The organism is Mesorhizobium sp. B2-4-7 (assembly GCF_006442685.1).
Lineage (GTDB): Bacteria > Pseudomonadota > Alphaproteobacteria > Rhizobiales > Rhizobiaceae > Mesorhizobium.
Genome location: NZ_VFVH01000017.1, coordinates 82,745 through 107,898 on the forward strand (window position 1 = coordinate 82,745; position 25,154 = coordinate 107,898).

The following is a 25,154-nucleotide window of genomic DNA, read 5'->3' on the forward strand; positions in this document are numbered from 1 at the left end:
TTGATTGACTATCGTAGCGAAGACGCGAGACCACCGGGCGCCGGCCGGCCGAGGATGCGTTCGGCTTCCTTCATGAACACGTTGAAGGTGTCGGAGGCCGGCACCGAAGCGGCGACGTCCTTGTGGCGAAAGCAATGGACCGTGTGCCGTTCGCCGACCGTCTCAGCCGGCGGCATCTCACGGCGGCAGCGATCGATGACGAACGGGCAGCGCGATGCCAGGAAGCAGCCCTGGGGCAGATTGATCGGGCTCGGGATCTCGCCTTTGAGGCTGACGCTGCTTTCGATCTTGAGATGCGGATGCGGCAGCATGACCGACGACAGCAAACCACTGGAATAGGGATGTTGCGGGCGATTGAAGACCGTTTCGGCGCTGCCCTGCTCAACGATCATGCCGAGATACATCACCGCGACGCGGTGGCTGATGAAGCGCACCGTGGAGAGGTCGTGGGAGATGAACAGATAGGCGGTGTTGCGTTCGCTCTGGATGCGCCGCAGCAAATCGATGATCTCGGCGCGGGCGGTCGGGTCGAGCGCCGAGGTCGGTTCGTCGAGGACGACGAGTTCGGGCTCCGTGACCATGGCGCGCGCTATGCCGACACGCTGCTGTTGCCCGGAAGGCAGCTCGGAAGGATAGGCGTCGAGCAAGTCGGTATCCAGCCGCACCAGGCGCAAGGCGTCGGCCGTGCGGCGGCGCCTCGTTTCGCGGTCGAGCTTTAGCGGCAGGAGCGGCTCGCAGATCGTGTCGCCGATCTTCATGCGCGGGTCGAGCGACTCGTTCGGTTCCTGGAATACAAGCTGAATCTTGCCAGCCAGCTTGCTCTTGTGTTGATGGCGCTGCGCCAGGTCGGTGCCGCGGAAGCGAATGTTTCCGGCGGTCGGCTCGATCAGGCCGACGATGCAGCGGCCGACCGTGGTCTTGCCTGAGCCACTCTCGCCCACGAGCCCCAGTGTCTCACCCGGCTCGATGGTCAGGCTGACGCCGTTGATCGCCTGTACCACCTGCTTGGAGCCGGCAATGGGGAAGCGCTTGTAGAGGTTGTCGATGGTCAGGACGGCGTTCATGCGTGCCTCACGGGGAAATGGCAGCGGACGAAGTGGCCCGGACCGATCTCGGCGAAAGGTGGCCGCTGTGCGCGGCAAACCGGCTGAGAGATGGGACAGCGGTTGGCATACTGGCAGCCGGTGGGCGGTTCGCGCCGCCGGCCAGTGTCCGGCACGCTCCAGCTGTCGCGCAGCCTGGGGCTATGGGAGAAGGCTGCAAGCAGCATCAATGTGTAGGGATGCGCGGGCGCGAGGAAGAGAGCCTCGCGCGGCGCGATTTCGACGATTTCGCCCGAGAACAGCACAGCGATGCGATTGCAGAAATGCGCGGTGATGCCGACGTCGCGGGTGATGAACAGCATGGCGCTGCCATGCTCCGAGGCAAGCTTGGTCAGCAGGGCCAGGATCTGCGCCTGCACCGTGACGTCGAGTCCGCTGGTGGCGTCATCCGAGATGATAAAGGCCGGGCTGCAGATCAGCGCCATGGCGATGACGACGCGCTGCGCCATGCCGCCGGACAGTTCGTGAGGATAGGCATCCATGCGCCGTTCCGGGTCCGGTATCTGCACGTCGTGCAGGATCTTCAACGCCATGCGCCGCGCCTCCTTGCCGCCGACGCCGAGATGGATCCTCGCCATCGCGGCGATCTGGTCGCCGACCTTGAGCAGCGGATTGAGCTCAGCGCGGGGATTCGGCACCACGACCGAGAGACGGCGGCCGCGAAGACGGCGGAGTTCGGATTCGGACAGGCTGAGGATCTGGCGGCCCTCGAAGTGGACTTCGCCGCCGGCGATGCGGCCCGGCGATGGCGGCAGCCCGAGGATGGAGCGGGCGAGCGTCGTCTTGCCCGCGCCACTCTCACCGACCAGGCCAACGATCTCGCCAGGCTGTACTGCAAGGTCGATGCCCTTCAGCACCGCCTTCGGTTCGGCGCTTCCGGACGGGAACGTCACGCGCAAGTTCCTGATGTCGATCAACGGCGGCTTGTCGCCGCCGGACGCGTTGCGCGTTTTGCTTATGATTTCTGCTGCGCCCAATGACATTCTCACATTAATTGCTGATCCGCGGGTCGAGCAGGAAATAGATGAGGTCGACCGCGATGTAGACGATGAGGGAGAAGATGGCGGAGAAGAGCACAAAGCCCAGAACCGGATAGATGTCCGAATTCAGCACACCTTGCACCGCGTATTGCCCCGCCCCTCCCCACGAGAACACGATCTCGACGAGCACCGCACCGCCGATCAGGAAGCCGTAGAGCACGCTGATAATGGTGACGATCGATGGCAACGCATTGCGCAGCGCATGGCGCACGACAAGGTTCTGCGGCACCCCGCACAAAACTTCAAAGCGGCTGAAATCGGAGTCCAGCATCTTCTCCATCGTCGCCTGCGTCATCTTGAGGATGGGACCGGCATTCAGGAGCCCGAGCGTCATCACCGGCAGGACCAGATGCGCGCAGGCAGACCAGAAGGCCTGCAGGTCGCCGGCGAGAAGCGCGTCGATGGTGAGGGCTCCGGTGACCGGCGCCGGCGGTATGACGATCATGTCGATACGGCCGAGAGGCGCAGGCGCCCAGCCGAGCACGGTATAGAAGATGAAGATCAGCACGAGGGCGAACCAGAAGTCCGGTAGCGCACCGGCACTCAAGCCATAGAGATCGGACAGGCGCGCGATCCAGCCGTTTGGCTTGCGCGCCGCATAGACGCCCAGCGTTACCCCAACGATGATAGCCAGGAGCAGCGAAAGCGTGACGAGTTCGAGGGTCGCCGGGAAGCGCTGAAGCAGATCCTCGAGCACCGGCCGCGTTGTCTGCCAGGAGGTTCCCAGGTCGCCATGCAAGAGATTGCGCACATAGATCAGGAACTGCATGTAGAGAGGCTGGTCGAGCCCGAGCTGCTGGCGCAGTGAGGCGATGGCCGAAGGCGTCGCCGTGGGCCCGAGCATCAGCACAGCGGGGTCACCCGGAATGCTCTTCACCAGCAGGAAGCTCACGAGCACAATGCCCAGCAACTGCGGGATCACGAAAATCAGGCGCTTGGCGAGATAGGCCAGGATGCGCATCAGGCGCCCTCCGCCGGCCGGTCGACCCGGCGGCGATGCTCGCGTGCATCGCTCAGCAGCTGCCGGCGCTTGGACGGATCGGCCAGGACCTCGATGGACGCGCCGACCAACGAGAAGCCGAATACGGTGATCGCGAGCATCGCGCCGGGGAACATGGACGGCCACCACTGGCCGGTCACCACGTTTTGAAAGCCCATGGCGATCATGCTGCCCCATTCAGGTGTCGGCGCGCGCACGCCGGCACCAACGAAGGACAGCGCCGAGGTCAGCAGGATGCCCCAGCCGACATTGACCGATAGCTGCGCCAGCACCGGCGCCATCGCATTGGGAATGATGTGGCGCCGAATGGTCTGCATGTCCGACAGGCCATTGACCTGCGAAGCCTCGACATAGCGCATGGAGCGGATGCTGAGCACCTGCGAGCGCATGAGACGCAAGTAGATCGGCGCATTGACGAAGGCTATGGCCAGAACCACCGTCTGGATGCTCTGACCGAGGCTGGCAACCAGGGCGATGGCGAAGACGAAAATGGGAAATGCCTGCAGCACGTCGGCCGCGCGCATGACGGCGAAGGATAGCCACACGCGAATGCCGCGCCCGCTGCTGTAGAAACCAACAACAGCACCGATCGAGCCGCCAATCAGCGCCGACAGGAGCGTGCCCAGTATCGCGATCGTCAGGTCGATGCGGGGCGCGTAGATGGAACGACTGAAAATATCCATGCCGACATTGTCGGTGCCAAAGAGATGGGTGGCATCCGGCGGCTGCAGGAAGCTGGCCGAATCCGCCTCGGTCGGCGAATAGGGTGCAATGGCCGGCGCGAAGATCGCCAGCAGGGTGATCGCGATGACGATCAGATAGCCGATCGCAAATCTCGGCCGGATGACCGCCAGCCTCAGGAGAAGGCTAAGCTTCGAAGACATCTAAGATCTTTCCGATACACTAACTTGTCCCCGGAGGCGGCAGCCTCCAGGGACAAGACCTCATCAGCCGCGGCTGAAATCCTGGAACCGAAGATTATTGGACGTGTAGTAAGTGTAACCCTTGAGGTTCGCCTTACGCGCCAGCGTGTATTTCGGATAAGCAATGAAGCCCCAGGGCGCTTCGTCCATCAACGTCTTCTGCACCTCCGAGTATTTCTGCTTACGCACATTGTCATCAAGCGTGGCAAGACCGTCCTTGATCATCTGATCGACGCTCTTGTTGTCATAATTGGAATAGTTCACGTAGCTTTCGGAGTTGAAGTAGAGGTAGGTCGAGTAGCCCGGATCCGGCGTCCACGGCGAATCCAGATAGAAGATCATCGGCTTGGCGCGCTTGGTGACGTTCTCGTAAAACACGCCGGCCGGCAGCTTCTCCAACGTCAGCTCCACGCCGATCTGCTTTAGCGCGGTCTGGATCAGCAATGCGATCGGCTCCTGCGTCGGGTCGCCGGCGTTGTAGGACAAGGTGGTCGCCAGGTTCTTGGCGCCTGCCTTGTCAAGAAGCTCCTTGGCCTTGGCAAGATCATAGCCGTACGCGAAGAAGCTTTCATCCGCCATCGGGTAGATATAGGGCATCGGCGCCTTCTGCTCGTCGGCATAGCCGTAGTAGATGGTGCGGATGATCTCGTCGCGCGGGATAGCGAGGTTGATGGCACGGCGCACGTCGACATTATCGAATGGAGCGATCTTGGAGTTGAGCTCCAGCCAGATCATGTAGGACGAATTGACGGCATCCACCGCCACGTTCTGCTGCTTCTTCAGCGCCTCCAGTTCGCGCGGCTGCAGGAACTGTGCGATGTCGACCGCGCCGCCCTGCAGCAGCGAGAAACGACTGGCCGACTGCGGCACTTCGCGCATGATGACGCGCTTCATGAAGGGCTTTTCATCCCAGTAGTCTTCGCGCGCCTCGAACACGGCTTGTTGACCGCGCACGAGCTGGGCAAGGCGATATGGGCCAAAGCCAGCACTATCGTTCTTGAGGAAATTGACCGCCCACGGGTCGTCGGAGCCACCGGCTTCGGCGCATTTGGTGGCGTCGTAGATCGGGTTGGCGAGGTTACACTGCTGCTTGAGAAGCAATGGATTTGGCTGTTCGAGATTGAAGGAGACCGCATAGTCGCCTTCCACCTTGATCTGGTCAGGCGTCTTGAGACCGAGCACCGCGGTCTGGAACAGGCCTTGCCCCTTGAGGTTGAACTTGCGGTCCCAAGTCCATTTTACGTCCTTGGACGTGAACTTGTTGCCCCAGTTGGAGACGACACCCTCGCGTAGCTTGAAGGTCGCCTTGCGGCCATCGGGGGCCACTTCCCAGCTTTCCGCCAACCGGCCGCGCAAGGCGAGGTTGTTCGGCTTGTCGGTATGGACGCCGGTATCCTCCCGCAGCACGCCGGGTGCATTGGGATCATCCATCTTCTCATAGCCAAGCATGTACTCGTAGAGCGCACCGAGGGAATCGATGGAGCCCAGGCTGACGTCGAACTCGATGTCGAGGCCCTGGGGCGTCGCGGGCGCCGCGATCACCAGCGTACTGTTTGCGTCCTGCGCGAAGGCTTCCCCCAAGCGGCCGGTCGATGCAGCAAGTGCGGCACCGCCGAAGGCGGCAGTCGTTTTCAGGAACTGACGGCGCGTGGGCGCCAACCGAATTCTGGTAAAATCATCAACCATCTCTCGTTCCCCATTGGTTGCGCGAATACGCTTCGTTATCTTTCCGCTTTTGGACAGACCAAAGAGCGTAACTGACATTAATGGACAAATTGGCCTGACCGTCAATCACAAAAAATGCGAAAAATTCGTGCATTTCATGCACAAAAAAATAGCTTCTTGATTTCTTGGTCTGACCAAATTATTCAACGTCGGGTACGGCAGCGAGGAACCGAAATGCGAAAAATCTGTCTGATGACAACAGGAGGGACGATCGCATCCAAGCTGGAAGCCGAGAGCGGACATGTCACCGCAAGCGTCACAGGATCGGAGTTGCGCGCCATGCTGCACGATCCGCTCGATGGCATTGACATCGCCATCGACGAGTTCTGCAACGTCGGCAGCTATGCCATCGACCTCCCGCTCGGCTTTGCACTGGCCCAGCGGATTTCACACCACCTTCAAGGTGACTTCGATGGGGTCGTGGTGACCCACGGGACCGATACGATGGAGGAAAGCGCCTTTTTGGCTGATCTCCTTGTCGCGACTAACAAGCCGATAGTGTTCACCGGCGCACAGCACGCGGCCGATGAGGCGAACCCCGACGGCCCACGCAACCTCACGGATGCCATCCGGCTAGCCGCGTCCGAAACTGCGCGGGGCCTGGGCGCGATGATCTGCTTCGAGCAGGAATTCCATGCTGCGCGTGACGTGAGCAAGTCGCACAGTTCACGCACCGATACCTTCATCTCCTACGAGCACGGCAAGCTCGGGGAAGTGGACGGCGACCGCATCGTATTGCACCGCAAGCCGGTCCTGCGCCGCACCTACGACGCAAAAGGCATTGTCGCTGATGTCGATCTTATCAAGCTGGTCATGGGGATCGGTGACCGCTACATCCGCTTCGCCGCCCAGGATGGTGCCAAGGCCATCATTCTGGAGGGTTTCGGGCGGGGTAACGCGACGCCCGCCGTCACTGCCGCCGCGACGTCGCTTGTCGCCAATGGTACTCCCGTCATCATGACCAGTCGTTGCCAGCGCGGCCGGGTCAAGCCGATTTATGGCAATGGCGGCGGCAAGACACTCTCCGACGGGGGCGTGATCTTTGCCGGCGACTTGAGCGGCCAGAAAGCACGAGTGCTCGTGGCCGTCCTGCTCGGCATGGGCATCGAGGGCGAACGCCTGCGCCAGGAGATCGAATATTTCGGCGGCTGATGCCCGCTCTTCCACCGCCTGATTTCCGTAAGGCGGCCGTCCATCGCCGCCGTCCCATTCCTGCAGCCGAGGAACCATGATGTCAGCAAAGAAGCACAGGATCGCGGTCATTCCCGGTGACGGGATCGGCAAGGAGGTCGTCCCCGAGGGACTTCGTGTACTGGAAGTGGCGGCAAGGCGCTTCGGCATCGACCTACAGCTCGACCATTTCGACTTTGCGTCGTGCGATTACCATGCCAGGCATGGCCGCATGATGCCGGAGGACTGGAAGTCCCGGATCGGAAACCATGATGCCATCTTCTTCGGCGCGGTGGGCTGGCCGGCCATGGTTCCCGACCATATCTCGCTTTGGGGATCGCTGCTGCAGTTTCGCCGCGAGTTCGACCAATACGTCAACCTGCGCCCCGTCCGGTTGATGCCGGGCGTGCCCTCGCCGCTCGCCAACCGCAAGCCCGGCGATATTGATTTCTACGTCGTGCGCGAGAACACCGAGGGCGAATATTCATCTATCGGCGGCCGGATGTATCCGGGCACGGAGCGCGAGATCGTCATCCAGGAAACCGTGATGTCGCGCGTCGGCGTCGATCGCATCCTGCGTTATGCGTTCGATCTGGCGCAGAAGCGTCCGCGCAAGCACCTCACATCGGCCACCAAATCCAACGGCATCTCGATCACCATGCCGTATTGGGACGAGCGCGTCGAGGCGATGGCCGCCCAATACCCGGATGTCTCTTGGGACAAGTACCACATCGATATTCTGGCAGCCCATTTCGTGCTCAATCCGAACCGTTTCGACGTTGTGGTGGCATCGAACCTGTTCGGCGACATTCTCTCGGATCTCGGACCCGCCTGCACCGGCACGATCGGCATCGCCCCGTCGGCCAACATCAACCCGGAACGCCGCTTTCCGTCGCTATTCGAGCCGGTACACGGCTCGGCTCCGGACATCGCCGGGAAAGGCATCGCCAATCCGATCGGACAGATCTGGACGGCCGCCATGATGCTCGACCATCTTGGTCACGAGGAGGCTGGCCGCGCGATCGTGGAAGCCATCGAAGCCACGCTGAAGAGCGAAGCCACCCGCACCGGTGATCTCGGGGGCAAGGCCGATACCGTCACCTGCGGCAAGGCGGTGGCGGAGGCACTCGAAGGATAGGACCAAGCATGCGCATCGTCGACATCAGGGAAAAGACCGTCTCGATCGCCTCCCCCATCGCCAACGCCTATATCGACTTTTCGAAGATGACTTGCTCGGCCGTCGCCGTGATCACCGACGTGGTGCGTGATGGCAAGCCGGTGGTTGGCTACGGCTTCAACTCGAATGGCCGCTACGGGCAGGGCGCGCTGATGCGCGACCGTTTCCTCGCGCGCGTCCTCGAGGCCGATCCCGAAACACTGATCGACCATGAGAACGACAACCTTGACCCGTTCGCCATCTGGAAGACGCTGATGACCAACGAGAAGCCCGGAGGCCACGGCGAACGGTCCGTGGCGGTGGGCACCATCGACATGGCCGTCTGGGATGCCGTCGCCAAGGTCGCCGGCGTCCCGCTGTGGCGCCTGCTGGCGGACCGTTACCGGGCGGGCGTGGCGGACGAGAAAGTTTGGGTCTACGCGGCAGGCGGCTACTATTATCCCGGCAAGGATCACTCGAAGCTTCAGGCGGAGATGCGGGGCTATCTCGACCGCGGCTACAAGGTCGTGAAGATGAAGATCGGCGCGGCGCCCCTGGATGAGGATCTGCGCCGCATCGAGGCCGTGCTGGAGGTGGTCGGTGGGGGCCAGTATCTGGCTGTCGATGCCAACGGACGCTTCGACCTGAAGACCGCCGTCGCCTATGCCAAGGCGATGCAGCCATACGGCCTGTTCTGGTACGAGGAGGCCGGCGATCCGCTGGACTATGCGTTGCAGACGGAACTGGCGAACCACTACGGTGGGCCGATGGCGACAGGCGAGAACCTGTTCTCGCACCAGGATGCGCGCAACCTCTTGCGCTACGGCGGCATGCGGCCCGACCGCGACTATCTTCAGTTCGACTGTGCCCTCTCCTATGGCCTGGTGGAATACCTGCGCACGCTGGAGGTGATGAAGGCGCTTGGCTGGTCGTCACGACGCGTGGTGCCGCATGGTGGACACCAGATGTCGCTCAACATTGCCGCAGGGCTGCATCTGGGCGGCAACGAATCCTATCCCGACGTTTTCCAGCCCTTTGGCGGCTTCGCCGACGACATCGCGGTCGAAGATGGCTATGTCGGGCTACCCGATGTTCCCGGTGTCGGCTTCGAGAAGAAAGCCGAACTGTTCAAGCTGTTCCGACAATTGCACCAGCCGTGAGCGAGACGCCGGCCGTGCCGAACGACAGTTTTCAGCCTGTCAGGACGTTGCACCCGCCTATAGCGTTGCAGACTGCTTCGGTGACTTCGCGCGTCGTCGCCGCAAGATTGGGTGCGGCGACGCCGACAACCGCAACCTCCTTCGAACTCAGTGTGATATCGGCCCTCATAATGGCCATGCGGAGCAATGGCCTGATCATTCTCGGCATCTCGTGCGAGAAGCAGAAGATCATCACCGGCCTAATTCTCATCCTTGCGGTGTTTCTTTCGCTGGAACACGGCAAGATCGGCGTCATCGAGTGATGCGCCTCATGTCCACAATCGCATCGAACCACGCAGTGTCCGGGAGATCGTCATGACCAAGCCTACCGTAATCATCAGCGGCGCCGGCATCGGCATTGGCCGCGCCACGGCCCTCGCTTTCGCCAGGGTTGGCTACAGAATCTGCGTGACCGACATTCTCGAGACCGAAGGCAAGCAGGTGGCCGAAGAGATCAAGGCGGGCGGCGGGGATGCTTATTTCCGCAAACTCGATGTGACCAGATCGGATCAGGTCGACGACGTCGTGGGGGAAATCGACAAGCAGTATGGCGGCGTGGACGTCGTGGTGGCCAATGCGGGTATCGCCCACAAGGTGCCGCTGGCGCAGATGAGCGATGCCAAGTGGGACATCACAGTCGACATTGACCTAAAAGGCGTGTTCCGGATGGCACGCGCTGCCACGCCGCGCATGCGAGAGCGTCGCAAAGGCGCCATCGTGGCGGTATCGTCGATTTCAGGCATGAGCTATGGCTGGGCCGAGCATGTCCATTATTCCGCCGCCAAAGCCGGCGTTCTGGGTTTGGTGCGAGGCTTGGCCGCCGAGTTGGGCGGCGACGGGATCCGGGTCAACGGCGTCGCGCCCGGTTTCATCCGCACGGCACAATCCCTCTCCGAGGAGCACTCGATGGGTGAAGCGCGGCTGGTGGCTCAGGCTCCTTCCATTCCATTGCGTCGCATCGGCGAACCCGACGAGGTGGCGGATGTAATCCTGTTTCTGGCTTCCGACGCAGCGCGATACGTGACGGGCCAGACTTTGCTGGTAGACGGCGGGCTGACGATCAAACAAGGCTAAACATCATCATGCGTCTGCTTGCTTGTGCAACTGGTCGTCCTTTGTGCCAAGCCAAGGCGCCCCACGTTGCATCCGCTTGGCGGCGGCGTGGTGGAGGTCTATACGTATCGGCCCACTGGTGGTGCGACTGGGTTGACGGCGAGTCACCCTATGAAGCTGATCAATCCAAGTGCGTTCCAAGCCCTTAGGACCGTCGCATGCCGCTGAGCCCTCGCGAACGAATAGACTACCAGGCCATCGTCGATAGACAGCCGCTGAAATTGCCTGACGGCGTCAGGATGCCGGTGTGGCTGATCGTCAATGTCGAACATTGGGACGCGAGGCGGCCGATGCCGCGCACCGTCTTGCCGCCGCCGATGGGCATGCCGATGCTACCCGATATTCCGAATTGGTCGTGGCACGAATACGGCATGCGGGTCGGCTTCTGGCGCATCCACGAGAGCCTGACATCCCGAACAATTGTTCCGACGTTGGCCATCAATGGATCAGTGTGCGAGGTCTATCCCAGGATCGCGCATGCCGCGCACGACGCCGGATGGGAACTGATGGGTCACGGTTGGCTCCAAGGGCCGATGCACAACCTCGAAGACCAGCGCGTTGCAATTCGGCGCACAATCGGCGCGCTGTCCAAGATTTCCGGTAAGCCGCCGGTGGGATGGGAAAGCCCAGGGCTTACGGAGACCTCGGACACCGCCGACATCCTCGCTGAAGAAGGAATTCGGTACGTCGCCGATTGGGTAATGGACGACCTGCCTTGCGAACTGAAGACGACGGCCGGCCGGCTGGTGACACTCCCCTATACGGTGGAGATTAACGATGTCGCAATAATGGCTGTGGCGCAGCACTCGTCGGCGGAACTGCTCGAGCGCGGCAAGCGCCAGTTCGACCGGCTGTATCGGGAGAGCGCGACCTCGCCCCGGATCATGTCCATCAGCGTCCATCCTTATCTTAGCGGTGTTCCGCATCGGATTGGCTATCTGGAGGAATTGCTGGATTATATCTCCTCTCATCGCGACGTGGCATTCTGGACGGGCGAGCAGATCTATAATTGGTACACTTTTGCGCGGCTCCCCGCAGGGTCGGTAGAGCTGTCTGGCACGGCTATGGGTTGAAAAAAGCAAACGCTCGTCTCCACCGAAGCGCAGCATTCTCGTCGATCGGGCTGTTCGGAATGCTATTGCGGAACTGGCGGGCCCGTGGCAGCTTGGGCGAGGCGTATCCGCGCTTTGGTGAGCGCGAATTTCCGTCCGCCTTTGCGGCCGCGTGCTCTGGCGGTAGGAAGACCAGCTGGCGCATTCACGGGTCAGGTCGCGCTCCAACTCGCCAGCGTGGTGAAGACGCAAAACCACCATACGGCCGCTGCGGTCGTGGTGCGATCTACGCACTTTTCCGGCTGGTCAGGCAGGGTTCTTTACCGTATTGGCCAGGTAGGCAAGCGATCGCCCGAGGCAATCCAGCTTATAGTTCCTTAGTGCCTTGTTTTAGACGAACACGGCGAACAGACCTCAGCTACGGTATATTCCCTCGTACGCGATCCTGATCAACGAGGATATTCCTCAGTCCAAGCGACAGGGCGGCTTTCGGGTCGCACTTTTTTCTGGCGACGACTTCACGGCCGAGTTGAAGCCGTCCAACTCCTCGCCGATCTCGACAAGGGCCTTTCTGACTGTCTCCTCAACTTCCTGTCGTTTCTTCGGCGGCATCAGGCTCAGCCCCTTCAGCATCGCCTCGCGCCAGTGCTGCCCCCTGCCCCACGCTTCCGCGAGCGCTGTTGCAAGGTCGTCCTGGCGACGGGTGGCCTCCAGTGCCTCGATAAGGAGGCTGGCCTGATAGACGTCCTTTTCGCGCTTGGCGACGCCGTTTGCATCTGATTGCCTGCGAGAGGCGACGATGAGCTTGTGAACTGCATAGCGTTCCGGCGACGGCACGGTTACAGGCACCCCTGACCGATGCAGCATCACGGTCCGGATGGGCTCGTGGATGAGGAAATCAAGGAAACGCAAGGGCTGCGCCGAAGCTCTGCCCAGTGCTGGCATCGGAGTGGCATGGTCGGTGTAGTGATCGGATCCCCGGTTCGGCGTGAGGAATTCGACCTTGTATCTCGTTGCATTCTCGAATTGCGTCGCGTGTGCGGGATCCGATCTGTGCGGGATCTCCCTGAAGGTCGGGTCAATCTCTCTCAAGATTTCCAAGATCGGCGGCCGGCTGTCGTCGACTGACGAGGAGATCGAGTAGTGCTGCGCGAAATCGGCATCGCCGGTTTGCAATGAGGCACCGGGCAATCTCACGCCGAGATGTCCCGCATACGTCTGGAAGGCAACCGTACCGACGAGCACGCCTCTCAGGCGGAAGATTCCTGCTGCTCCCATTGCTCCAACGACATCGCCAGTGAACCGGTCCGGTGCAGTCAGCCCTGCTTGGCGAGTCAGCGTGGAGACGAGTTTCCGTCGCCCGCGGAGGTCTTCCTTGATCTCTTGGAAGGCTGCAACGCGTTTCGCGATCTCGGGATCATCGGACGGGCCGACATACTTCCGCGTCTTCTTGGGTTGGGTCTCCTCAAAATACCAATAATCCCGCCCCTTCACCGGAACCCGAACGAAATTTCCCGCCGTTGAGAAGTCGGTTTCGAACGATGCACCAAGGCAGCGCTGAACGAGTTCCGCATACATCGTGCGATAAACGAGATCGACCGTCTTCATGCGCCGGCTCCGTTATAAGAAAAATGAGTTTCTCTTATAACAGGATGAACTCAAGCGACGCAAGCGGTGGTTATAAGACAGTTGCAGAAATCTTATAACGCCGCCGCATCATCCAGGGTTCACGCAGACCCGTCATGCCACACATGGCGATCGATGCGCCCGGCTTTGGCCAATGCTACCGCCAACGATGCTGGAGCCGCGCCGATCAATCAGGCACCGCGTGACCGCCGCTGATCATGTGAACCATTTTGATGCCGTTTAGGATGATCGCGGCTGATCCCGGTGATTTGAAGCCGAGCATTGACCCGATGCGGCGCTTGATGCGCCGATGGTCCTGTTCGATCCGGTTACTCAGGTATTTACTCTTGCGGGTCCGGATCGGCTTCAGCCGACGCCGGGAACGATACTGCAAGCGATTTGAGTTGTCACAGGAAACGACAGCCTCCAGGGTGGGCTGGTGCTGCCAGCACCAGGTCGGCAAGCCACCAGGCCAAAAGCTCGGGGTCGGGCCGAATCGCGGCGACGCGGGCGGCGATTGCCGTTGCAGCGAACGGCACCGGCCGCTGCGATCCCGCCAGTTTTTCGATCTCCGTGCAAAGGTCGGCGAGCGCCGCGCGGTGGCAATGGAGCCCGAGCTGGTCGACGATCTTTTCGAGTCGGTCGGCGCTGCCAGCGGGCGGCTGCACGGACAGCTGCCGCCAGGCGCCAAGAACCGCGCCGGCGGGGCCGGGATCGGCGCCGGCCGGGCGCAGGTACCAGGGGTCGCGCAGGGCGTCCTCGGCGCAGCCGGCGAGCCGCATGCTGCCGGCCGCGCTTCCTATCGCGGTGAGCTCGGCTCCGGCCTGTCTGACAAGTCCGTCAAGCCCGGCTCCGCCGTTAAGTCTAAGGCGAGGCCGCGTGAACGAACACGATCTCAAAGCGCCTGTTGCGCTTTGTGAACGATGCCCTTTTCGAACCGGGAAAGAGCAAAGGCGGAAAGATTGATCGAGGGGCTGCCCTGTGTGACCCATTCGCCGAGTTGTTTGCCGATGGAAGGTCCAAGCGCAAAGCCGTGGCCGCTGAAGCCGGCCGCCACGAAGAGTTCGAGCTCTGGCTTGGGCCGATCGATGATTGGAATGACGTCGGGCGTGATATCCAGCCTGCCGGCCCAGGCGTTCTGCAGTTCGATCGTATTCAGATGCGGAAAGATCTGCCGGAAGCCAGCAAGGTTGGCCATCACCTTGCGCATATTGGGCTTCGGCTCCGGCAGCGCCTGCACGGCATTGCGGCGGCTGAAGCGCGCGGCTAATTGATGACGGAAATCGGCTCCGATGCTGAGGTGCAGTTGACGCCAGTTGTTGCGATAGGCGGGTATGAAATGGCGCATGCAGCGAAATGAGTCGACGGTGATTTCGTAATCGACTCCCATGCCGCGATAGCCGTTACCGATAATGAAATCGCCGCCCATAGAGGGGCGGAATGCAACGCGGGGACCCCACATCGCGATGCGGGTGAAGGGTGCTGCCTTCCGGGTGCGGCCGACGGAGGATTTGACGATCTGGATAGGCAGGTGCAGGCCGGCCGAAGCGGCCAGCACCGGTGCGCCGATGCCGTTTGCCAAAACGACGGTTTTTGCTTCGAAGATCCCGTTAGACGCCAGGAGCCTCGGTCTGTCCTGCCTGTCGAGGTCGAGCCGGAAAACCGGTGTATCTTCCAGGATAGTGACTCCGGCTTCGCGTGCCGCAGCCGCGATGGTCCGGGTCGAAAGAGCCGGATCGGCATGGGCGTCGTCGGCGGTGAAAAGTCCGCCGCGCCATTGCCCAGCCAATTCGGGGATTGTCTGACGAACGTCCGCGGCATCCAGCAGGCGCGTCGAAAGGCCGAAGCTGCGCGCAATATCGTGGCCGCTGCGGATCCGATCCTCATCGGCAGCGGTTTCCGCGGGGACCAGGATTCCGCTGCGGGTGAACTGCGTCGCCTGTGTGCCGTATCTCGAGGTCAAGTCCGCCCACAGTTCCAAGGCTTCGACCGCGAGCGGCAGCTCGGCTTCATGCCGTCCTTGCCGGCGGATGAAACCCCAGGCACGGCTGGATTGTTCGGAAGCGATCTTGCCGCGCTCGAAGATTGTTACCGACCTCCCTTTGCGGGCTAGGGAAAGAGCGGTCGAGCAGCCGACAATTCCTCCACCGACAATGGCCACGTCCGTTTGAAAGGTGCCCATCTATGTTCCTTGCCCGATCCTTCGCCGCGACAATAACAGGAGAAGGCAGCCGCGCGTGGCATAGGGCTATGCCGGATCGGCATAGATGCGCGCCCGGCTTCAATTGCGGTGGAAGATATCGTCGATCTGACGCAGGACATCGCGGCGCGATGCCTTGAGGCTGGAAATGAATTCGCGCGCGACGCGCGAGGGGGAACGGTGTGTCGGATAAAGCATGCCGAGACGCAGGCTGACCGCGGGCTCGAAGGGAATGGAGCGCACTCCCGGATGCTCGCGAAAATCGAACGCCGTGAAGGGGTCGATCAATCCGATTCCCAGCCCCTTGGCCACCATGTTGGCGATGGTGCTAAAAAGCTGGGCTTCAAGGACAATGCGGCGCTTAACGCCGTAGCGGTCGAAAATCTGGTCGGCGAGTTGCCTCCCCAGATGATTGTGGGTGATGGAGATATAGCGTTCGTCGCGTAAATCTTCCGGCGTCAGCCGTGCCTTCTGCGCCAGCCGATGATGGCTTGGAACCGCCATCAGATAATGCGCGGAGCAGAATTCCTCGATTTCGATGCCGGAGCGGTCGAAGGGATATTCGGCGATGCCGACATCCACAAGCTGGCTGGCGACGAGTTCTTCTATGCGCGGCGACATCTGGATACGCAGCGAAATGCGGCTCTCCGGCCGGCTTGCCGTGAAGCGGGCGATCGCCGAAGGCATGAAGTCCATTGCCAGCATCGGCAGCGACGCCGCCGAGACCATCCCGGAATTGGCGACCTGCATTTCGCGGGCGATCTCGCGGATTTTGTCGATCGACACGAAGGCACGAAGAACCTCCTCATGCAGCAGGAGGGCTTCCGGCGTGGGATTGAGGTGCCCGCCGGACCGGTCGAACAGGGTCACTGACAAAGATGTTTCCAATTGACCCAGAAGCCGGCTTACGGCCGGCTGGGAAACGCCGAGAAGCTCCGCGGCCCCGATGGTGGTCTTTGCAGTCATCGTTGCCTTGAAGGCTTCGAGTTGCCTGATGTTCAAGCCGCCTCTCCTTTGCAGCCTATAACGGAACTGCATAGCGTCCATAATTCCCCTTATTTGACAATGGGATCGGCGCGAAGTCCGATTGATGAGGCGGTGACCAATCGCCGGACCGCGACATTTGTCGCCAATAATTGCAATGGGAGGATTGGGCAATGGATTTATGGGTGAAGTTCACGTCGATCGCCGTCGTGGCTGGCGCGGTCCTTGCGGGAGTTGCCGCAAAGGCGGACGCGGCCAATGATCGCTTCAAGGAAGTCCTTGAACGCGGCACGCTGCGGGTCGGAGTGCAGGGTGCCTATCCGCCCTGGTCCTATCGTGACCCCGATGGCAGGCTCGTCGGGATCGAGCCTGATCTCGCTGCGGATGTCGCCGAAAAGCTGGGCGTCAAGCTGGAACTGGTTCAGATCGAATCCGCCAACCGCATGCAACTCCTGCAGCAGGGAAGGATCGACCTCATCCTCGGGGCGATGTCCGACCTGCCGGAGCGACGCAAGGTCGTCGGGATGGTGCAGCCAGCCTATTGGGTATCGGGCGCCAATGTCATGGCCAAGGCCGGACTGATCAAGAGTTGGGAGGATCTCAGCGGCAAGCCGCTTTGCGCCAAGCAAGGCCTTTTCTACAATACCGTGATCGCTCAGGCCTATGACGCCAAGATCATTTCCTTTTCCGGCAATACGGAAACCAAACAGGCCCTGCGCAGCGGCAAATGCGCAGCGTGGCTGTCGGACGATACGGCGATCCAGCAGTCGTTGAGAACCGAAGGCTGGGATGGTTACGAAATGCCCCTGAAATCCCGTTATCACAGCTATTGGGCGGCAGGCGTTCCACTGGAGGAGCGCGACGGCATCTGGGGAAAATTCATGACCGGCATGAGCCATGGCTGGCATGCCTCCGGCAAGCTCATCGAACTTGCCGAGAAATGGAAAGTGGTCGCGGATCCGTGGTTCGAAGCCGAACACGAAAAGCTGCTTGAGGCTGACAACACGAAAATGGACAGCCAGTAGTCTCAACGCGACAGGCGCGCCGCCAGGCCGGTTGGCGGTCGACAGACAGCCTTTGTCGAGCCGCCGGCCGGAGACGGAAAAGCTCCATTTTGAGACCGGTGGACGCGGTCCTCCGGTCGATTTTTTTCAACTCTTGGTTCGATCGGCCCGGCGCGGGCGCCTGCGCCAAGCGGATCCATAGTTGCAAACAAGCAGGGATATCATGCGCCTTTCACTCGATGAACTTTCCGGATCAGTCTTCGACGTCGCCATCGTTGGTGCCGGCATCAACGGCGCCGAAACAGCGCGTTGCCTCAGTGCTGCCGGCTATTCGGTGCTGCTCGTCGACAAGAGTGATTTCGCCGCCGGCGCCAGCGGACGGTCTTCGCGGCTCCTTCATTGTGGTCTGCGTTATCTCGCGCCCGGAAAATCCGTCTGGGAATTCGTGCGCCAGCCGCAGCGCTTCCTGACCGCGTGCCGGATGGCCCGGGCGGCGATGCAGTCACGGGCGCAATTCGTCCGCGACACGCCCGACCGTATACGCTCCATGAGGTTCTGCTTTCCCGTCTACCGTGGAGGCCCTTATAGCGGGTGGCAGATCGATGCGGCGTTCCGCATCCTGAAATCCCTGGGCGGCCGCGAGGTGCCGCTGAATTACCGCCGGTTATCGGGCGCAGAAGTCGCGCAGATGCCGCTTCTCCAGCATCTGCGCGACAAGCAGGCGCTCCAGTCGGTCGCCATGTTCGACGAATACCAGTTCGACTGGCCCGAACGGGTGGTGGTGGATGCGGTGCTGGAAGCGCAGCGTCTGGGTGCGTCGGTACGCAACTATACCGAAGTCACCCATGCGGCGCAGCAGGGCGATCTGTGGCAGCTGGAGCTCGGCGATACGCTGGATGCTGCCGCCCGGCCCGTTCACGTCGTCGCGCGCAGTGTTTTCAACATGGGCGGGATATGGATCGACCGCATTAATGCGCGCGTCGAGGCTGGGCGGATCGGTCGTCGCATCACCGGCACCAAGGGCGTGCATATCGTGGTCCGCCTGCCGCCCGAATGCAGCCGTTTCGGCATCGCAACGCTCAACCGGCTGAATGAGGGGCTGTACTGTATCCCGTGGCGTGGCCTGCATTATTTCGGACCGACCGAAACGTTGTATGACGGCGATCCCGACGACATCCATCCGACCGAGGAGGATTTCGAGTTCCTGCTCGGCGAAGCCAATCATCTCCTGCCGACGCTCGATATCAGGCGGTCCGACATTCTCTATGGCTGGGCGGGCGTGCGGCCGCTCACTTACGATCCGGCGCAGCCCATGGGCGCACGTTCGCGGCAACTGCATGACTTCGGTCCTGAAGGAGCGCCCAACCTGTTCGCCATGACGGCAGGGCCGATCATGAGCCATCGCTCGGCAGGGCAGCTCGCATTGACGGCACTGGGCAAGGGACTGGCACCGTCACGGCCGAGCCAGCAGCCGGATTTCGCTTCCAGGAGCGTTCCGCGCGAAACCGGGAACAGCTCACGCGAGGACAAGCTTTCGATCATGCAACGGGGCGTGGAGAGCGAGCAGGCCGAGACCATCGACGATCTGCTGGTACGCCGCAGCGGCCTCGTCTGGAACGACGACCCGCTTGGCGAAGACGTGGACCTGGCAGCCGAGGTGCTTGCCAAGGCGCGCTCATGGTCGGCGCAGAGGAAGCGGCAGGAGGCTGCTTCCGCCCGGGAGGCTATCGCCCATCGGCTGCACATTGATCCGCCCGCTTGACCCAATATCGGGCCCACCTGCCACCAGAGGCAGTGTTTCATGCCCTCTTTGCAGGACAGTCCGCGCCTTGAAGCCGTCAAAGATAATGACAGCCTGCTGATGGATAGATGCTACACAGCCGGTACGCGATCGCGGGAATCGCGATTACGGGACGAATGGCTTTGCAGGGAGTCCGGGGAAGACCGGTGCGCCATGACAAGTACGTTGAACCTTCTGCACTACTCGGCATTTCGCGCCGTCATGCTCACCGGCACCGTCAGCGGCGCGGCCGAATTGCTGGGGCGCAGCCAGCCGGCCGTCAGCCGGCTTCTCGACAAGCTGGAATACGAGCTTGGCGTTTCGCTTTTCGAGCGCCGCAGGGGCCTGATCACGCCGACCACCGTGGCACACCTGTTACTCGACGAGATCGAGCGAGCCTATGTCTCGCTGGACGCGTTGAGCAGCTTCGCAGCACGGTTGGCAAGCGGGGAAGGCGGCGAGATCAGCCTTGCGGTCATGCCGGCGCTGGGCATCAATTTCGTGCCGCATCTGCTGGCCGATTTCAGGAAGAACTGGCCGAAGACCAAGGTCACGCTGAACGTGCGCATGTCCGTCAAGATCGAGGAATGGGCGGCCGCGCAGCAGATTGATTTCGGACTGGCGGAAACACCGTTCAAGCGCTCCGGGTTCCGGACCGAAGTCTTCAGTGACGCGCCCTATATCGCGGCTGTTCCGCGCGATCATCCGCTCGCCGGGCGCAGCCGGCTCGGCCCGGCCGACCTGCGCCAGGGGCCATTCATTTCCTGGACTTCCTTCGTCTCGGCACGGCATCTCCTCGATCAGGCGCTGCTGTCCAGTAGCGTCAAGGTGGATGCCGCCTATGAGACGACCTTTTCGGTGTCGGCCTATGAAATGGTCAAGCACGGGATCGGTATTGCGATCATCGATCCCTACACCGCGGTCGAGCAGTTGGACGACCGGGTCAGGCTGATCCCCTTCGCGCCGAAGATCCCGTTTAACGTTGCCCTGCTGCGCCCGGAGTCGCGCGGGCCCAACCCCGCCGCCGATGCCCTGCTGGAGCTGATGGCGCAAAAGCGCGATCGGATCCTGAGACAATTGCCGGACCAGGACGATATGCACACTACGCATATCAATCGCCGATAATTCTATTTTGAACATTTCGGTATCAGCGCTTTATTGGCGTGATCGACCGTCCAGGAAAACAGGCCGCCAATGTCGCCTAGAATTATCGAGATGCAGGGCCGGGACTACGATGTCGTCGTGGTCGGCGCCGGCATCAACGGTTCGAGCGCGGCGCGAGAACTGGCCGCAGCGGGTTACAGCGTCCTCCTGGTCGACAGGAGCGATTTCGCCGCCGGCGCCTCCAGCCGATCCTCGCGCATCCTGCATTGCGGCCTTCGATATTTCGAAACGCCCAACCCGATCCGCACCTTTGCGTTTCATCCGCAGCGCTTCGCCGCGGCCTTGCGCATGGCGCGGGCGGGGATGGAAGCGCGAACCGAACTTGTCGGGCGGAGCCCGCAACGGTGCAAGCCCTTCACCATGTGCTTTCCGATTTATCCGGAGAGCCCCGTCCGCGGCTGGCATTTGGATCTCGGTTTCCGCATCCTGCGCCGTCTCGGGCCACCGGAACCGGCGCTCGCCTATCGTCGGCTGAAGAGTGATTTCGAAACCCACCTGCCATTCGCAAACGACCTGCGGGACCCCGAAAGTCTGCGGTCGATTGCCACCTACCGTGAATACATCATGGACTGGCCGGACAGGCTGTGCGTGGATGCCGCCCTCGACGCCGAGCGAAACGGCGCCGAAATACGCCTGTTCTGCGAAGCTTCCGTTATACGTAGGAAGCCGGAAGGCTGGCTCGTCGAACTGCGCGACGGTAAGGGGGAAGCGGCCGAGGTTCGCGCGTCCGTCGTGCTGAACATGGCCGGCACCTGGGTGGACGCGGTGAACGCCAATCCCGTCGCCGGCAAGCCAGCGCCCTGCCTTGTTCGCGGCACCAAGGGCGCTCATATCGCGGTCAGGCTGCCGGATTCCTATCGCGGCTACGGCATCGCCACGATCAACCGCAGCGGTATGCCGTTCTATTGTCTGCCTTCGCATGACGACTGCTTTTATTTCGGGCCGACGGAGACGCCTTTCGACGGCGACGCCGCCGGTGCCGCAGCCACCAACGAAGACATCGATTTCCTGCTTGCGGAAGCCAGTCACATGCTTCCCGGCCTGCGGCTCGGCCGCCGCCACGTCGAATTCACCTGGGCCGGCGTGCGGCCGCTCACCTTCGATGCAGCCGAGCCGATGGGGCGGCGCACGCGTCAGATCCACGATCTCGCATCTGCCGGCAGGCCGGGTATCTTCGCGATGACGGCAGGGCCGGTCATGAGCCATCTGAGCGCAGGGCGCGAGATGCTGCGGATCGTCGAGAAGCAACTGAAGCCGACGCGCAAGTCCGTGGCGAGGCGGATCCCGGAGACAGGCGACAGCGGTGCGGAGTTCGCAATTTCGAGGCCGCTTTCGCAAGGCAGGCGCGCCGCTTTCCGCACAGCGGTTTCGGTCGAGCATGCCCGCGACCTGAAAGGTATTCTCTATACGAGGACAGGCCTCGCCTGGCGCCGCCATCTCGACCGCGCCGAGGTTGAGGAGGCTGCCGATGCCATTGCCGATCTGGTCGGCTGGGCGCCGGAGCGGACCGTCAGTGAAATCGACGGGTTCATCCGATACCAGAAGACGGCGTTCCGCGCCGCATCGGACCTTCCAATTCAGCCGACAACACACAAAATGGGAGATGTAGAAGCATGAAAATCGGATCAGCACTGAAAACCATCGCCGCCCTTGCAGTCACGCTGGCCGCAAGTGCGATCCTTCCCGCCAGCAGCGCGCAGGCGGCCGAATCGCATCTGCAGCAGATTCTGGAACGAGGCGCCGTGCGTGTCGGCGTTCTCGGCGCGTTCAAGCCCTGGTCCTTCCCATCGCCGGATGGTTCGATGCAAGGCATCGAGGTGGACCTCGCCCAGTCGGTAGCCGATGCGCTCGGCGTCAAGCTTGAGCCGGTCGTGGTCACGTCCGCCAACCGCATGCAGTTCCTGCAGCAGGGCAAGATCGACGTCATCATCGGCGGCATGTACGACACCACTGAGCGGCGCAAGGCGGTCGGCATCATCGAGCCGGCCTATTGGACGTCCGGTCCGACCCTGCTGGCCAAGGAGGGTGTCATCAAGGACTGGAAGGACATCGCCGACAAGCCGGTCTGCGCCAAGCAGGGCGTCTACTACAACAAGCTGGTGGAGACGGAATATCACGCCAAGGTCGTCGCCTTCACCGGAAACACGGAGGGTAAGGAAGCCTTGCGCTCCGGCAAGTGCATCGCCTGGGTCTATGACGATGCGAGCATTATGGCCGACCTCGCTTCGGGCGAGTGGAAGGGTTATGAGATGCCTGTTTCCGTTCTCTTCGACAATCCCTGGGCGGCCGCGGTGCCCGTGGCGGAAGTGGACAAGGCCTTGGGCGTGTTCATGGCAGGCATGGCCTATCGCTGGCAAGCGTCCGGAAAGCTGGTCGAGCTTGAAAAGAAATGGAAGGTGAAGCCGTCGCAGTGGATCGCCGAGCAGCACAAGAAGGCTGAGTGGGACACGAGCTACCTGAAGGGCGGCAACTGAGCCGATGCTCTGCGAAACGCTGATCGATGACCGGCTGCCGGAGCTAAAATGTTCCAGTTGATCGCGCCCTTCTTCCAGGATCTCTACGACCGCACGGGCCTCAATTTCATCGTCTTCTACGACAGCTATGAATATGGGCGCTTCCTGTCCGGCATCAGCATATCGCTACAGCTGATCTTCTGGTCGATCGTCGTGTCGCTGGTGATCGGCGTCTTGGGGGCCTGGGCGCAAAGCGCCCGGTCTCCCGTCCTGCGGGTGCTGATGGATGCCTATATCCAGGCATTCCGCAACACGCCGCCGATGATCCAGCTCCTGTTCTTCTATTTCGCTCTCGGCGCCTTCACGCCGCAGGTCGATGTTGGCGGCTATTACCAGCCGCTGATCTCGTCCTTCGCCTGGGCGATCATCTCGCTCGGCATTTTCGGCGGCGCCTTCAATGTCGAGATCTTCCGCGCCGGCTTGGAGGCGGTGCCGGGATCGACGAAGGAAGCAGCCGAGAGCCTGTGCATGAGCAAGTGGCAGATATACCTGTATGTCACCCTACCGCTGGCCTTCCGCATCAGCCTGCCGGCCCTCACCAACAATCTCGTCAGTCTCGCCAAGACGACATCGCTCGCCTACGTCATTTCCGTCCCGGAGATGACCTATACGCTGAACCAGGTGTGGTCGGACAATGTGAACGTGCCGGAGATGATGTTGCTCCTGTTCCTGTTCTATGTGCTCGTCGTCTCGCTCCTGGCCGCCGGGCTCCATTTCATCGAGCACAGGCTGACCCTGCCGGGATACGGCCAATGAGCGGCGCGGCTTTCCGTATCGAAAGGGGCCGCTTCGCAGAAGAAAGCTTCTGCTCGCGCATCCATTGGCGGCACGGGCTGTGGCTGGTGCTCGCCTTCTTCGGCTCGCTTGCCTTCGCCTATGCCCAATCGGACCCCCAGCAGCAGGCCCCGTCGGCCATCGCCACGCTGATCCTGTGGCTGCCTTTCATTCTCAAGGGTTTCGCTCTCAATCTCCTGATGAGCTTCATCGCCATGGCGGTCGCAACCCTTCTGGGGATCGGGCTGGGATTGCTGCGGGTCAGCCGCTCGAAGCTGTTGCGAACGCCCGCATGGTTCGTGACGCATCTGTTCCGCAATTCGCCGTGGCTGGTGATCCTGTTCACGGTCATGCTGCTGGTGCCGTTCGAGATGCGCCTGCCCGGCGCCGGAACGGTGGCGATACCGGACTGGATCAAGGCCACCTTCGCCTTTTCGCTACCGGTGATGGCCAATATCAGCGAGGTGCTGCGCGGCGCCATCAACTCCATCCCGAAGGGTCAGTGGGAATCGGCGGAGAGCCTTGCCTTCACGCGTGGCCAGACCTTGCGCTGGATCATCCTGCCGCAATGCGTCAGGCGCGCCATTCCGCCATGGATGAACTGGTACGCATTGCTGGCGCTGGCGACGCCGATGGCCTCGATCCTCGGTGTGCACGAGGCGGTCGGCAATGCCCAGGCCGCCATGGAAGCGGCGGGCGCGCGGCCGGAATTCCTCATTCCGTTCTATCTTTTTCTTTTGTGCCTGTTCTTCGCCTACATCTATCCGATCGCAATCTGGACGCGGAAGCTCGAGCGAAAATATGTCGTTGCAAGTTAAATCGAATACCGACGAAGCAAAGCTGAAATCAGGCTGGTCGCCGGACATGCCGATCATATCGCTGCGCGACGTGCACAAGTCCTTCGGCGCCCTGGAGGTGCTGAAGGGGATCAGCTTCGATGTCCGCAAAGGCGAGGTGATCTGCGTCATCGGCCCGTCCGGCTCGGGTAAATCGACGCTGATCCGCTGCATCAACGGGCTCAGTCCTGTCCAGAAGGGCTCGATCAAGGTCGAAGGGCAGGAGGTGAACGACACCAAGCTCGATCTTCTCGCGCTGCGCAAGAAAGTCGGCATCGTGTTCCAGCAATATAATCTCTTCCCGCACAAGACGGCCCTGCAGAACGTCATGATGGCGCCGGTCCTGGTGCTGAAGGAGCCGAAGAGGGAAGTCGAGGAGCGCGCCCGCGCGCTGATCGCCAAAGTCCGCCTGCAGGGCAAGGAAAACGCCTATCCGGGAGAACTGTCGGGTGGCCAGCAGCAGCGCGTCGCCATTGCGCGCAGCCTGGCCATGCGCCCCGACATCATGCTGTTCGACGAAGTCACGGCGGCGCTAGATCCCGAGACGGTGAAGGAGGTGCTGCTCACGATCAGGGAACTGGCGGCAGAGGGCATGACCTGCATCCTCGTCACCCATGAGATGGGATTCGCCCGCGAGGTGGCGGACCACATCTATTTCACCGACCGGGGCGTGATCGTGGAGCACGGCCCACCGGACGAGTTTTTCACCAAGGCGAAGGATCCCAGGACGAGGCAGTTCCTGAGTCAGGTTCTTTAGGGCCGCAGGCCCTCGGACTAGGAGTTTAGGCCCAA

The 25,154-nt window shown here is 61.7% G+C and carries 23 protein-coding genes and 1 pseudogene; 14 read left to right on the forward strand and 10 right to left on the reverse strand.

All coding sequences use genetic code 11. The features are described from left to right. Nucleotides 1-8: 8 nt before the first annotated feature. The 5 genes from FJ946_RS30055 to FJ946_RS30075 all read right to left on the reverse strand — a co-directional run bounded on the left by FJ946_RS30055 (nucleotide 9) and on the right by FJ946_RS30075 (nucleotide 5,752). On the reverse strand, nucleotides 9-1,064 hold the full coding sequence (locus FJ946_RS30055) for an ABC transporter ATP-binding protein (RefSeq protein WP_140523278.1): 1,056 nt from the start codon (nucleotides 1,062-1,064) through the stop codon (nucleotides 9-11). Beyond that, entirely contained in the window at nucleotides 1,061-2,080 is a 1,020-nt protein-coding gene (locus FJ946_RS30060) for an ABC transporter ATP-binding protein (protein WP_181168562.1), read from the reverse strand. The genes FJ946_RS30055 and FJ946_RS30060 overlap by 4 nt, the downstream gene beginning before the upstream one ends. Before the next feature lie 13 nt (nucleotides 2,081-2,093). Continuing rightward, entirely contained in the window at nucleotides 2,094-3,104 is a 1,011-nt protein-coding gene (locus FJ946_RS30065; protein ID WP_210239621.1) for an ABC transporter permease, read from the reverse strand. Continuing rightward, nucleotides 3,104-4,027 (reverse strand): ABC transporter permease, encoded by a 924-nt coding sequence (locus FJ946_RS30070; RefSeq protein WP_140523273.1) that lies wholly within the window; start codon nucleotides 4,025-4,027, stop codon nucleotides 3,104-3,106. The genes FJ946_RS30065 and FJ946_RS30070 overlap by 1 nt, the downstream gene beginning before the upstream one ends. 63 nt (nucleotides 4,028-4,090) lie before the next feature. Beyond that, the gene (locus FJ946_RS30075) at nucleotides 4,091-5,752 is read right to left on the reverse strand and encodes an ABC transporter substrate-binding protein (RefSeq protein WP_140560030.1); all 1,662 of its coding nucleotides are present in this window, start codon (nucleotides 5,750-5,752) and stop codon (nucleotides 4,091-4,093) included. Between the two features lie 213 nt (nucleotides 5,753-5,965). Between FJ946_RS30075 and FJ946_RS30080 the strand changes: the two genes are divergently transcribed. The 6 genes from FJ946_RS30080 (at nucleotide 5,966) to FJ946_RS30105 (ending at nucleotide 11,502) form a co-directional block, all read left to right on the forward strand. Next, a complete protein-coding gene (locus tag FJ946_RS30080) occupies nucleotides 5,966-6,943 on the forward strand; it encodes an asparaginase (protein WP_140523267.1) in 978 nt (325 codons plus the stop codon). A 79-nt stretch (nucleotides 6,944-7,022) separates the two neighbouring features. Next, the gene (locus FJ946_RS30085; RefSeq protein WP_140523264.1) at nucleotides 7,023-8,099 is read left to right on the forward strand and encodes a tartrate dehydrogenase; all 1,077 of its coding nucleotides are present in this window, start codon (nucleotides 7,023-7,025) and stop codon (nucleotides 8,097-8,099) included. Nucleotides 8,100-8,107: 8 nt separating this feature from the next. Further along, nucleotides 8,108-9,277: a mandelate racemase/muconate lactonizing enzyme family protein gene (locus FJ946_RS30090; RefSeq protein ID WP_140523261.1), complete on the forward strand. Its 1,170-nt coding sequence runs from the start codon at nucleotides 8,108-8,110 to the stop codon at nucleotides 9,275-9,277. Further along, nucleotides 9,274-9,579, forward strand: a complete 306-nt coding sequence (locus FJ946_RS30095) for a hypothetical protein (protein WP_140567528.1) — start codon at nucleotides 9,274-9,276, stop codon at nucleotides 9,577-9,579. The genes FJ946_RS30090 and FJ946_RS30095 overlap by 4 nt, the downstream gene beginning before the upstream one ends. A gap of 52 nt (nucleotides 9,580-9,631) precedes the next feature. Further along, on the forward strand, nucleotides 9,632-10,390 hold the full coding sequence (locus FJ946_RS30100) for an SDR family NAD(P)-dependent oxidoreductase (RefSeq protein ID WP_140523255.1): 759 nt from the start codon (nucleotides 9,632-9,634) through the stop codon (nucleotides 10,388-10,390). A gap of 197 nt (nucleotides 10,391-10,587) precedes the next feature. Beyond that, nucleotides 10,588-11,502, forward strand: coding sequence for a polysaccharide deacetylase family protein (locus FJ946_RS30105; RefSeq protein WP_140523252.1), 915 nt, complete (start codon nucleotides 10,588-10,590; stop codon nucleotides 11,500-11,502). A 444-nt stretch (nucleotides 11,503-11,946) separates the two neighbouring features. Here FJ946_RS30105 and FJ946_RS30110 read toward each other — a convergent pair whose 3' ends face one another. The 5 genes and pseudogenes from FJ946_RS30110 to FJ946_RS30130 form a co-directional block, all read right to left on the reverse strand. Then, nucleotides 11,947-13,089: a GSU2403 family nucleotidyltransferase fold protein gene (locus FJ946_RS30110; RefSeq protein ID WP_140523249.1), complete on the reverse strand. Its 1,143-nt coding sequence runs from the start codon at nucleotides 13,087-13,089 to the stop codon at nucleotides 11,947-11,949. Between the two features lie 205 nt (nucleotides 13,090-13,294). After that, a pseudogene (locus FJ946_RS30115) lies at nucleotides 13,295-13,534 on the reverse strand (DDE-type integrase/transposase/recombinase); the annotation flags it as partial. After that, nucleotides 13,515-14,099 carry a DUF1403 family protein gene (locus tag FJ946_RS31505; RefSeq protein WP_140567530.1) on the reverse strand — a complete coding sequence of 195 codons (585 nt, stop codon included), beginning with the start codon at nucleotides 14,097-14,099 and terminating at the stop codon, nucleotides 13,515-13,517. The pseudogene FJ946_RS30115 and the gene FJ946_RS31505, both read right to left, overlap by 20 nt. Then, a complete protein-coding gene (locus FJ946_RS30125) occupies nucleotides 14,003-15,289 on the reverse strand; it encodes an FAD-dependent oxidoreductase (RefSeq protein WP_140523245.1) in 1,287 nt (428 codons plus the stop codon). Before FJ946_RS30125 ends, FJ946_RS31505 begins: the two co-directional genes overlap by 97 nt. Before the next feature lie 99 nt (nucleotides 15,290-15,388). Further along, nucleotides 15,389-16,309: a LysR substrate-binding domain-containing protein gene (locus tag FJ946_RS30130; RefSeq protein ID WP_181165427.1), complete on the reverse strand. Its 921-nt coding sequence runs from the start codon at nucleotides 16,307-16,309 to the stop codon at nucleotides 15,389-15,391. A 155-nt stretch (nucleotides 16,310-16,464) separates the two neighbouring features. Here FJ946_RS30130 and FJ946_RS30135 point away from each other — a divergent pair, with 155 nt between their 5' ends. From FJ946_RS30135 to FJ946_RS30170, 8 genes are all read left to right on the forward strand, one after another. Then, the gene (locus FJ946_RS30135; protein WP_140523240.1) at nucleotides 16,465-17,316 is read left to right on the forward strand and encodes a transporter substrate-binding domain-containing protein; all 852 of its coding nucleotides are present in this window, start codon (nucleotides 16,465-16,467) and stop codon (nucleotides 17,314-17,316) included. A 202-nt stretch (nucleotides 17,317-17,518) separates the two neighbouring features. Further along, nucleotides 17,519-19,057, forward strand: a complete 1,539-nt coding sequence (locus FJ946_RS30140; RefSeq protein WP_140567532.1) for an FAD-dependent oxidoreductase — start codon at nucleotides 17,519-17,521, stop codon at nucleotides 19,055-19,057. A gap of 48 nt (nucleotides 19,058-19,105) precedes the next feature. Beyond that, nucleotides 19,106-20,200, forward strand: coding sequence for a LysR substrate-binding domain-containing protein (locus FJ946_RS30145; protein ID WP_224684691.1), 1,095 nt, complete (start codon nucleotides 19,106-19,108; stop codon nucleotides 20,198-20,200). A gap of 69 nt (nucleotides 20,201-20,269) precedes the next feature. After that, complete coding sequence (locus tag FJ946_RS30150) at nucleotides 20,270-21,856, forward strand: FAD-dependent oxidoreductase (protein WP_140523234.1); 1,587 nt, start codon at nucleotides 20,270-20,272, stop codon at nucleotides 21,854-21,856. Continuing rightward, nucleotides 21,853-22,713, forward strand: coding sequence for a transporter substrate-binding domain-containing protein (locus tag FJ946_RS30155; RefSeq protein WP_140523232.1), 861 nt, complete (start codon nucleotides 21,853-21,855; stop codon nucleotides 22,711-22,713). The genes FJ946_RS30150 and FJ946_RS30155 overlap by 4 nt, the downstream gene beginning before the upstream one ends. Nucleotides 22,714-22,761: 48 nt before the next feature. Next, entirely contained in the window at nucleotides 22,762-23,508 is a 747-nt protein-coding gene (locus FJ946_RS30160) for an amino acid ABC transporter permease (protein WP_140499588.1), read from the forward strand. Further along, a complete protein-coding gene (locus FJ946_RS30165; protein ID WP_140523229.1) occupies nucleotides 23,505-24,344 on the forward strand; it encodes an ABC transporter permease subunit in 840 nt (279 codons plus the stop codon). The genes FJ946_RS30160 and FJ946_RS30165 overlap by 4 nt, the downstream gene beginning before the upstream one ends. Beyond that, on the forward strand, nucleotides 24,328-25,119 hold the full coding sequence (locus FJ946_RS30170) for an amino acid ABC transporter ATP-binding protein (protein ID WP_281405127.1): 792 nt from the start codon (nucleotides 24,328-24,330) through the stop codon (nucleotides 25,117-25,119). Before FJ946_RS30165 ends, FJ946_RS30170 begins: the two co-directional genes overlap by 17 nt. Nucleotides 25,120-25,154: the final 35 nt, after the last annotated feature.

Bases quoted from the DNA above. Each gene is read 5' to 3' on its own strand.
- FJ946_RS30140 (WP_140567532.1), top strand. From the start codon at position 17,519: ATGCGCCTTTCACTCGATGAACTTTCCGGATCAGTCTTCGACGTCGCC.
- FJ946_RS30135 (WP_140523240.1), top strand. From the start codon at position 16,465: ATGGATTTATGGGTGAAGTTCACGTCGATCGCCGTCGTGGCTGGCGCG.
- FJ946_RS30150 (WP_140523234.1), top strand. From the start codon at position 20,270: ATGTCGCCTAGAATTATCGAGATGCAGGGCCGGGACTACGATGTCGTC.
- FJ946_RS30070 (WP_140523273.1), bottom strand. From the start codon at position 4,027: ATGTCTTCGAAGCTTAGCCTTCTCCTGAGGCTGGCGGTCATCCGGCCG.
- FJ946_RS30075 (WP_140560030.1), bottom strand. From the start codon at position 5,752: ATGGTTGATGATTTTACCAGAATTCGGTTGGCGCCCACGCGCCGTCAG.
- FJ946_RS30170 (WP_281405127.1), top strand. From the start codon at position 24,328: ATGTCGTTGCAAGTTAAATCGAATACCGACGAAGCAAAGCTGAAATCA.
- FJ946_RS30100 (WP_140523255.1), top strand. From the start codon at position 9,632: ATGACCAAGCCTACCGTAATCATCAGCGGCGCCGGCATCGGCATTGGC.
- FJ946_RS30105 (WP_140523252.1), top strand. From the start codon at position 10,588: ATGCCGCTGAGCCCTCGCGAACGAATAGACTACCAGGCCATCGTCGAT.
- FJ946_RS30160 (WP_140499588.1), top strand. From the start codon at position 22,762: ATGTTCCAGTTGATCGCGCCCTTCTTCCAGGATCTCTACGACCGCACG.
- FJ946_RS31505 (WP_140567530.1), bottom strand. From the start codon at position 14,099: ATGGGTCACACAGGGCAGCCCCTCGATCAATCTTTCCGCCTTTGCTCT.
- FJ946_RS30090 (WP_140523261.1), top strand. From the start codon at position 8,108: ATGCGCATCGTCGACATCAGGGAAAAGACCGTCTCGATCGCCTCCCCC.
- FJ946_RS30165 (WP_140523229.1), top strand. From the start codon at position 23,505: ATGAGCGGCGCGGCTTTCCGTATCGAAAGGGGCCGCTTCGCAGAAGAA.
- FJ946_RS30155 (WP_140523232.1), top strand. From the start codon at position 21,853: ATGAAAATCGGATCAGCACTGAAAACCATCGCCGCCCTTGCAGTCACG.
- FJ946_RS30110 (WP_140523249.1), bottom strand. From the start codon at position 13,089: ATGAAGACGGTCGATCTCGTTTATCGCACGATGTATGCGGAACTCGTT.
- FJ946_RS30085 (WP_140523264.1), top strand. From the start codon at position 7,023: ATGTCAGCAAAGAAGCACAGGATCGCGGTCATTCCCGGTGACGGGATC.
- FJ946_RS30080 (WP_140523267.1), top strand. From the start codon at position 5,966: ATGCGAAAAATCTGTCTGATGACAACAGGAGGGACGATCGCATCCAAG.
- FJ946_RS30065 (WP_210239621.1), bottom strand. From the start codon at position 3,104: ATGCGCATCCTGGCCTATCTCGCCAAGCGCCTGATTTTCGTGATCCCG.
- FJ946_RS30125 (WP_140523245.1), bottom strand. From the start codon at position 15,289: ATGGGCACCTTTCAAACGGACGTGGCCATTGTCGGTGGAGGAATTGTC.
- FJ946_RS30055 (WP_140523278.1), bottom strand. From the start codon at position 1,064: ATGAACGCCGTCCTGACCATCGACAACCTCTACAAGCGCTTCCCCATT.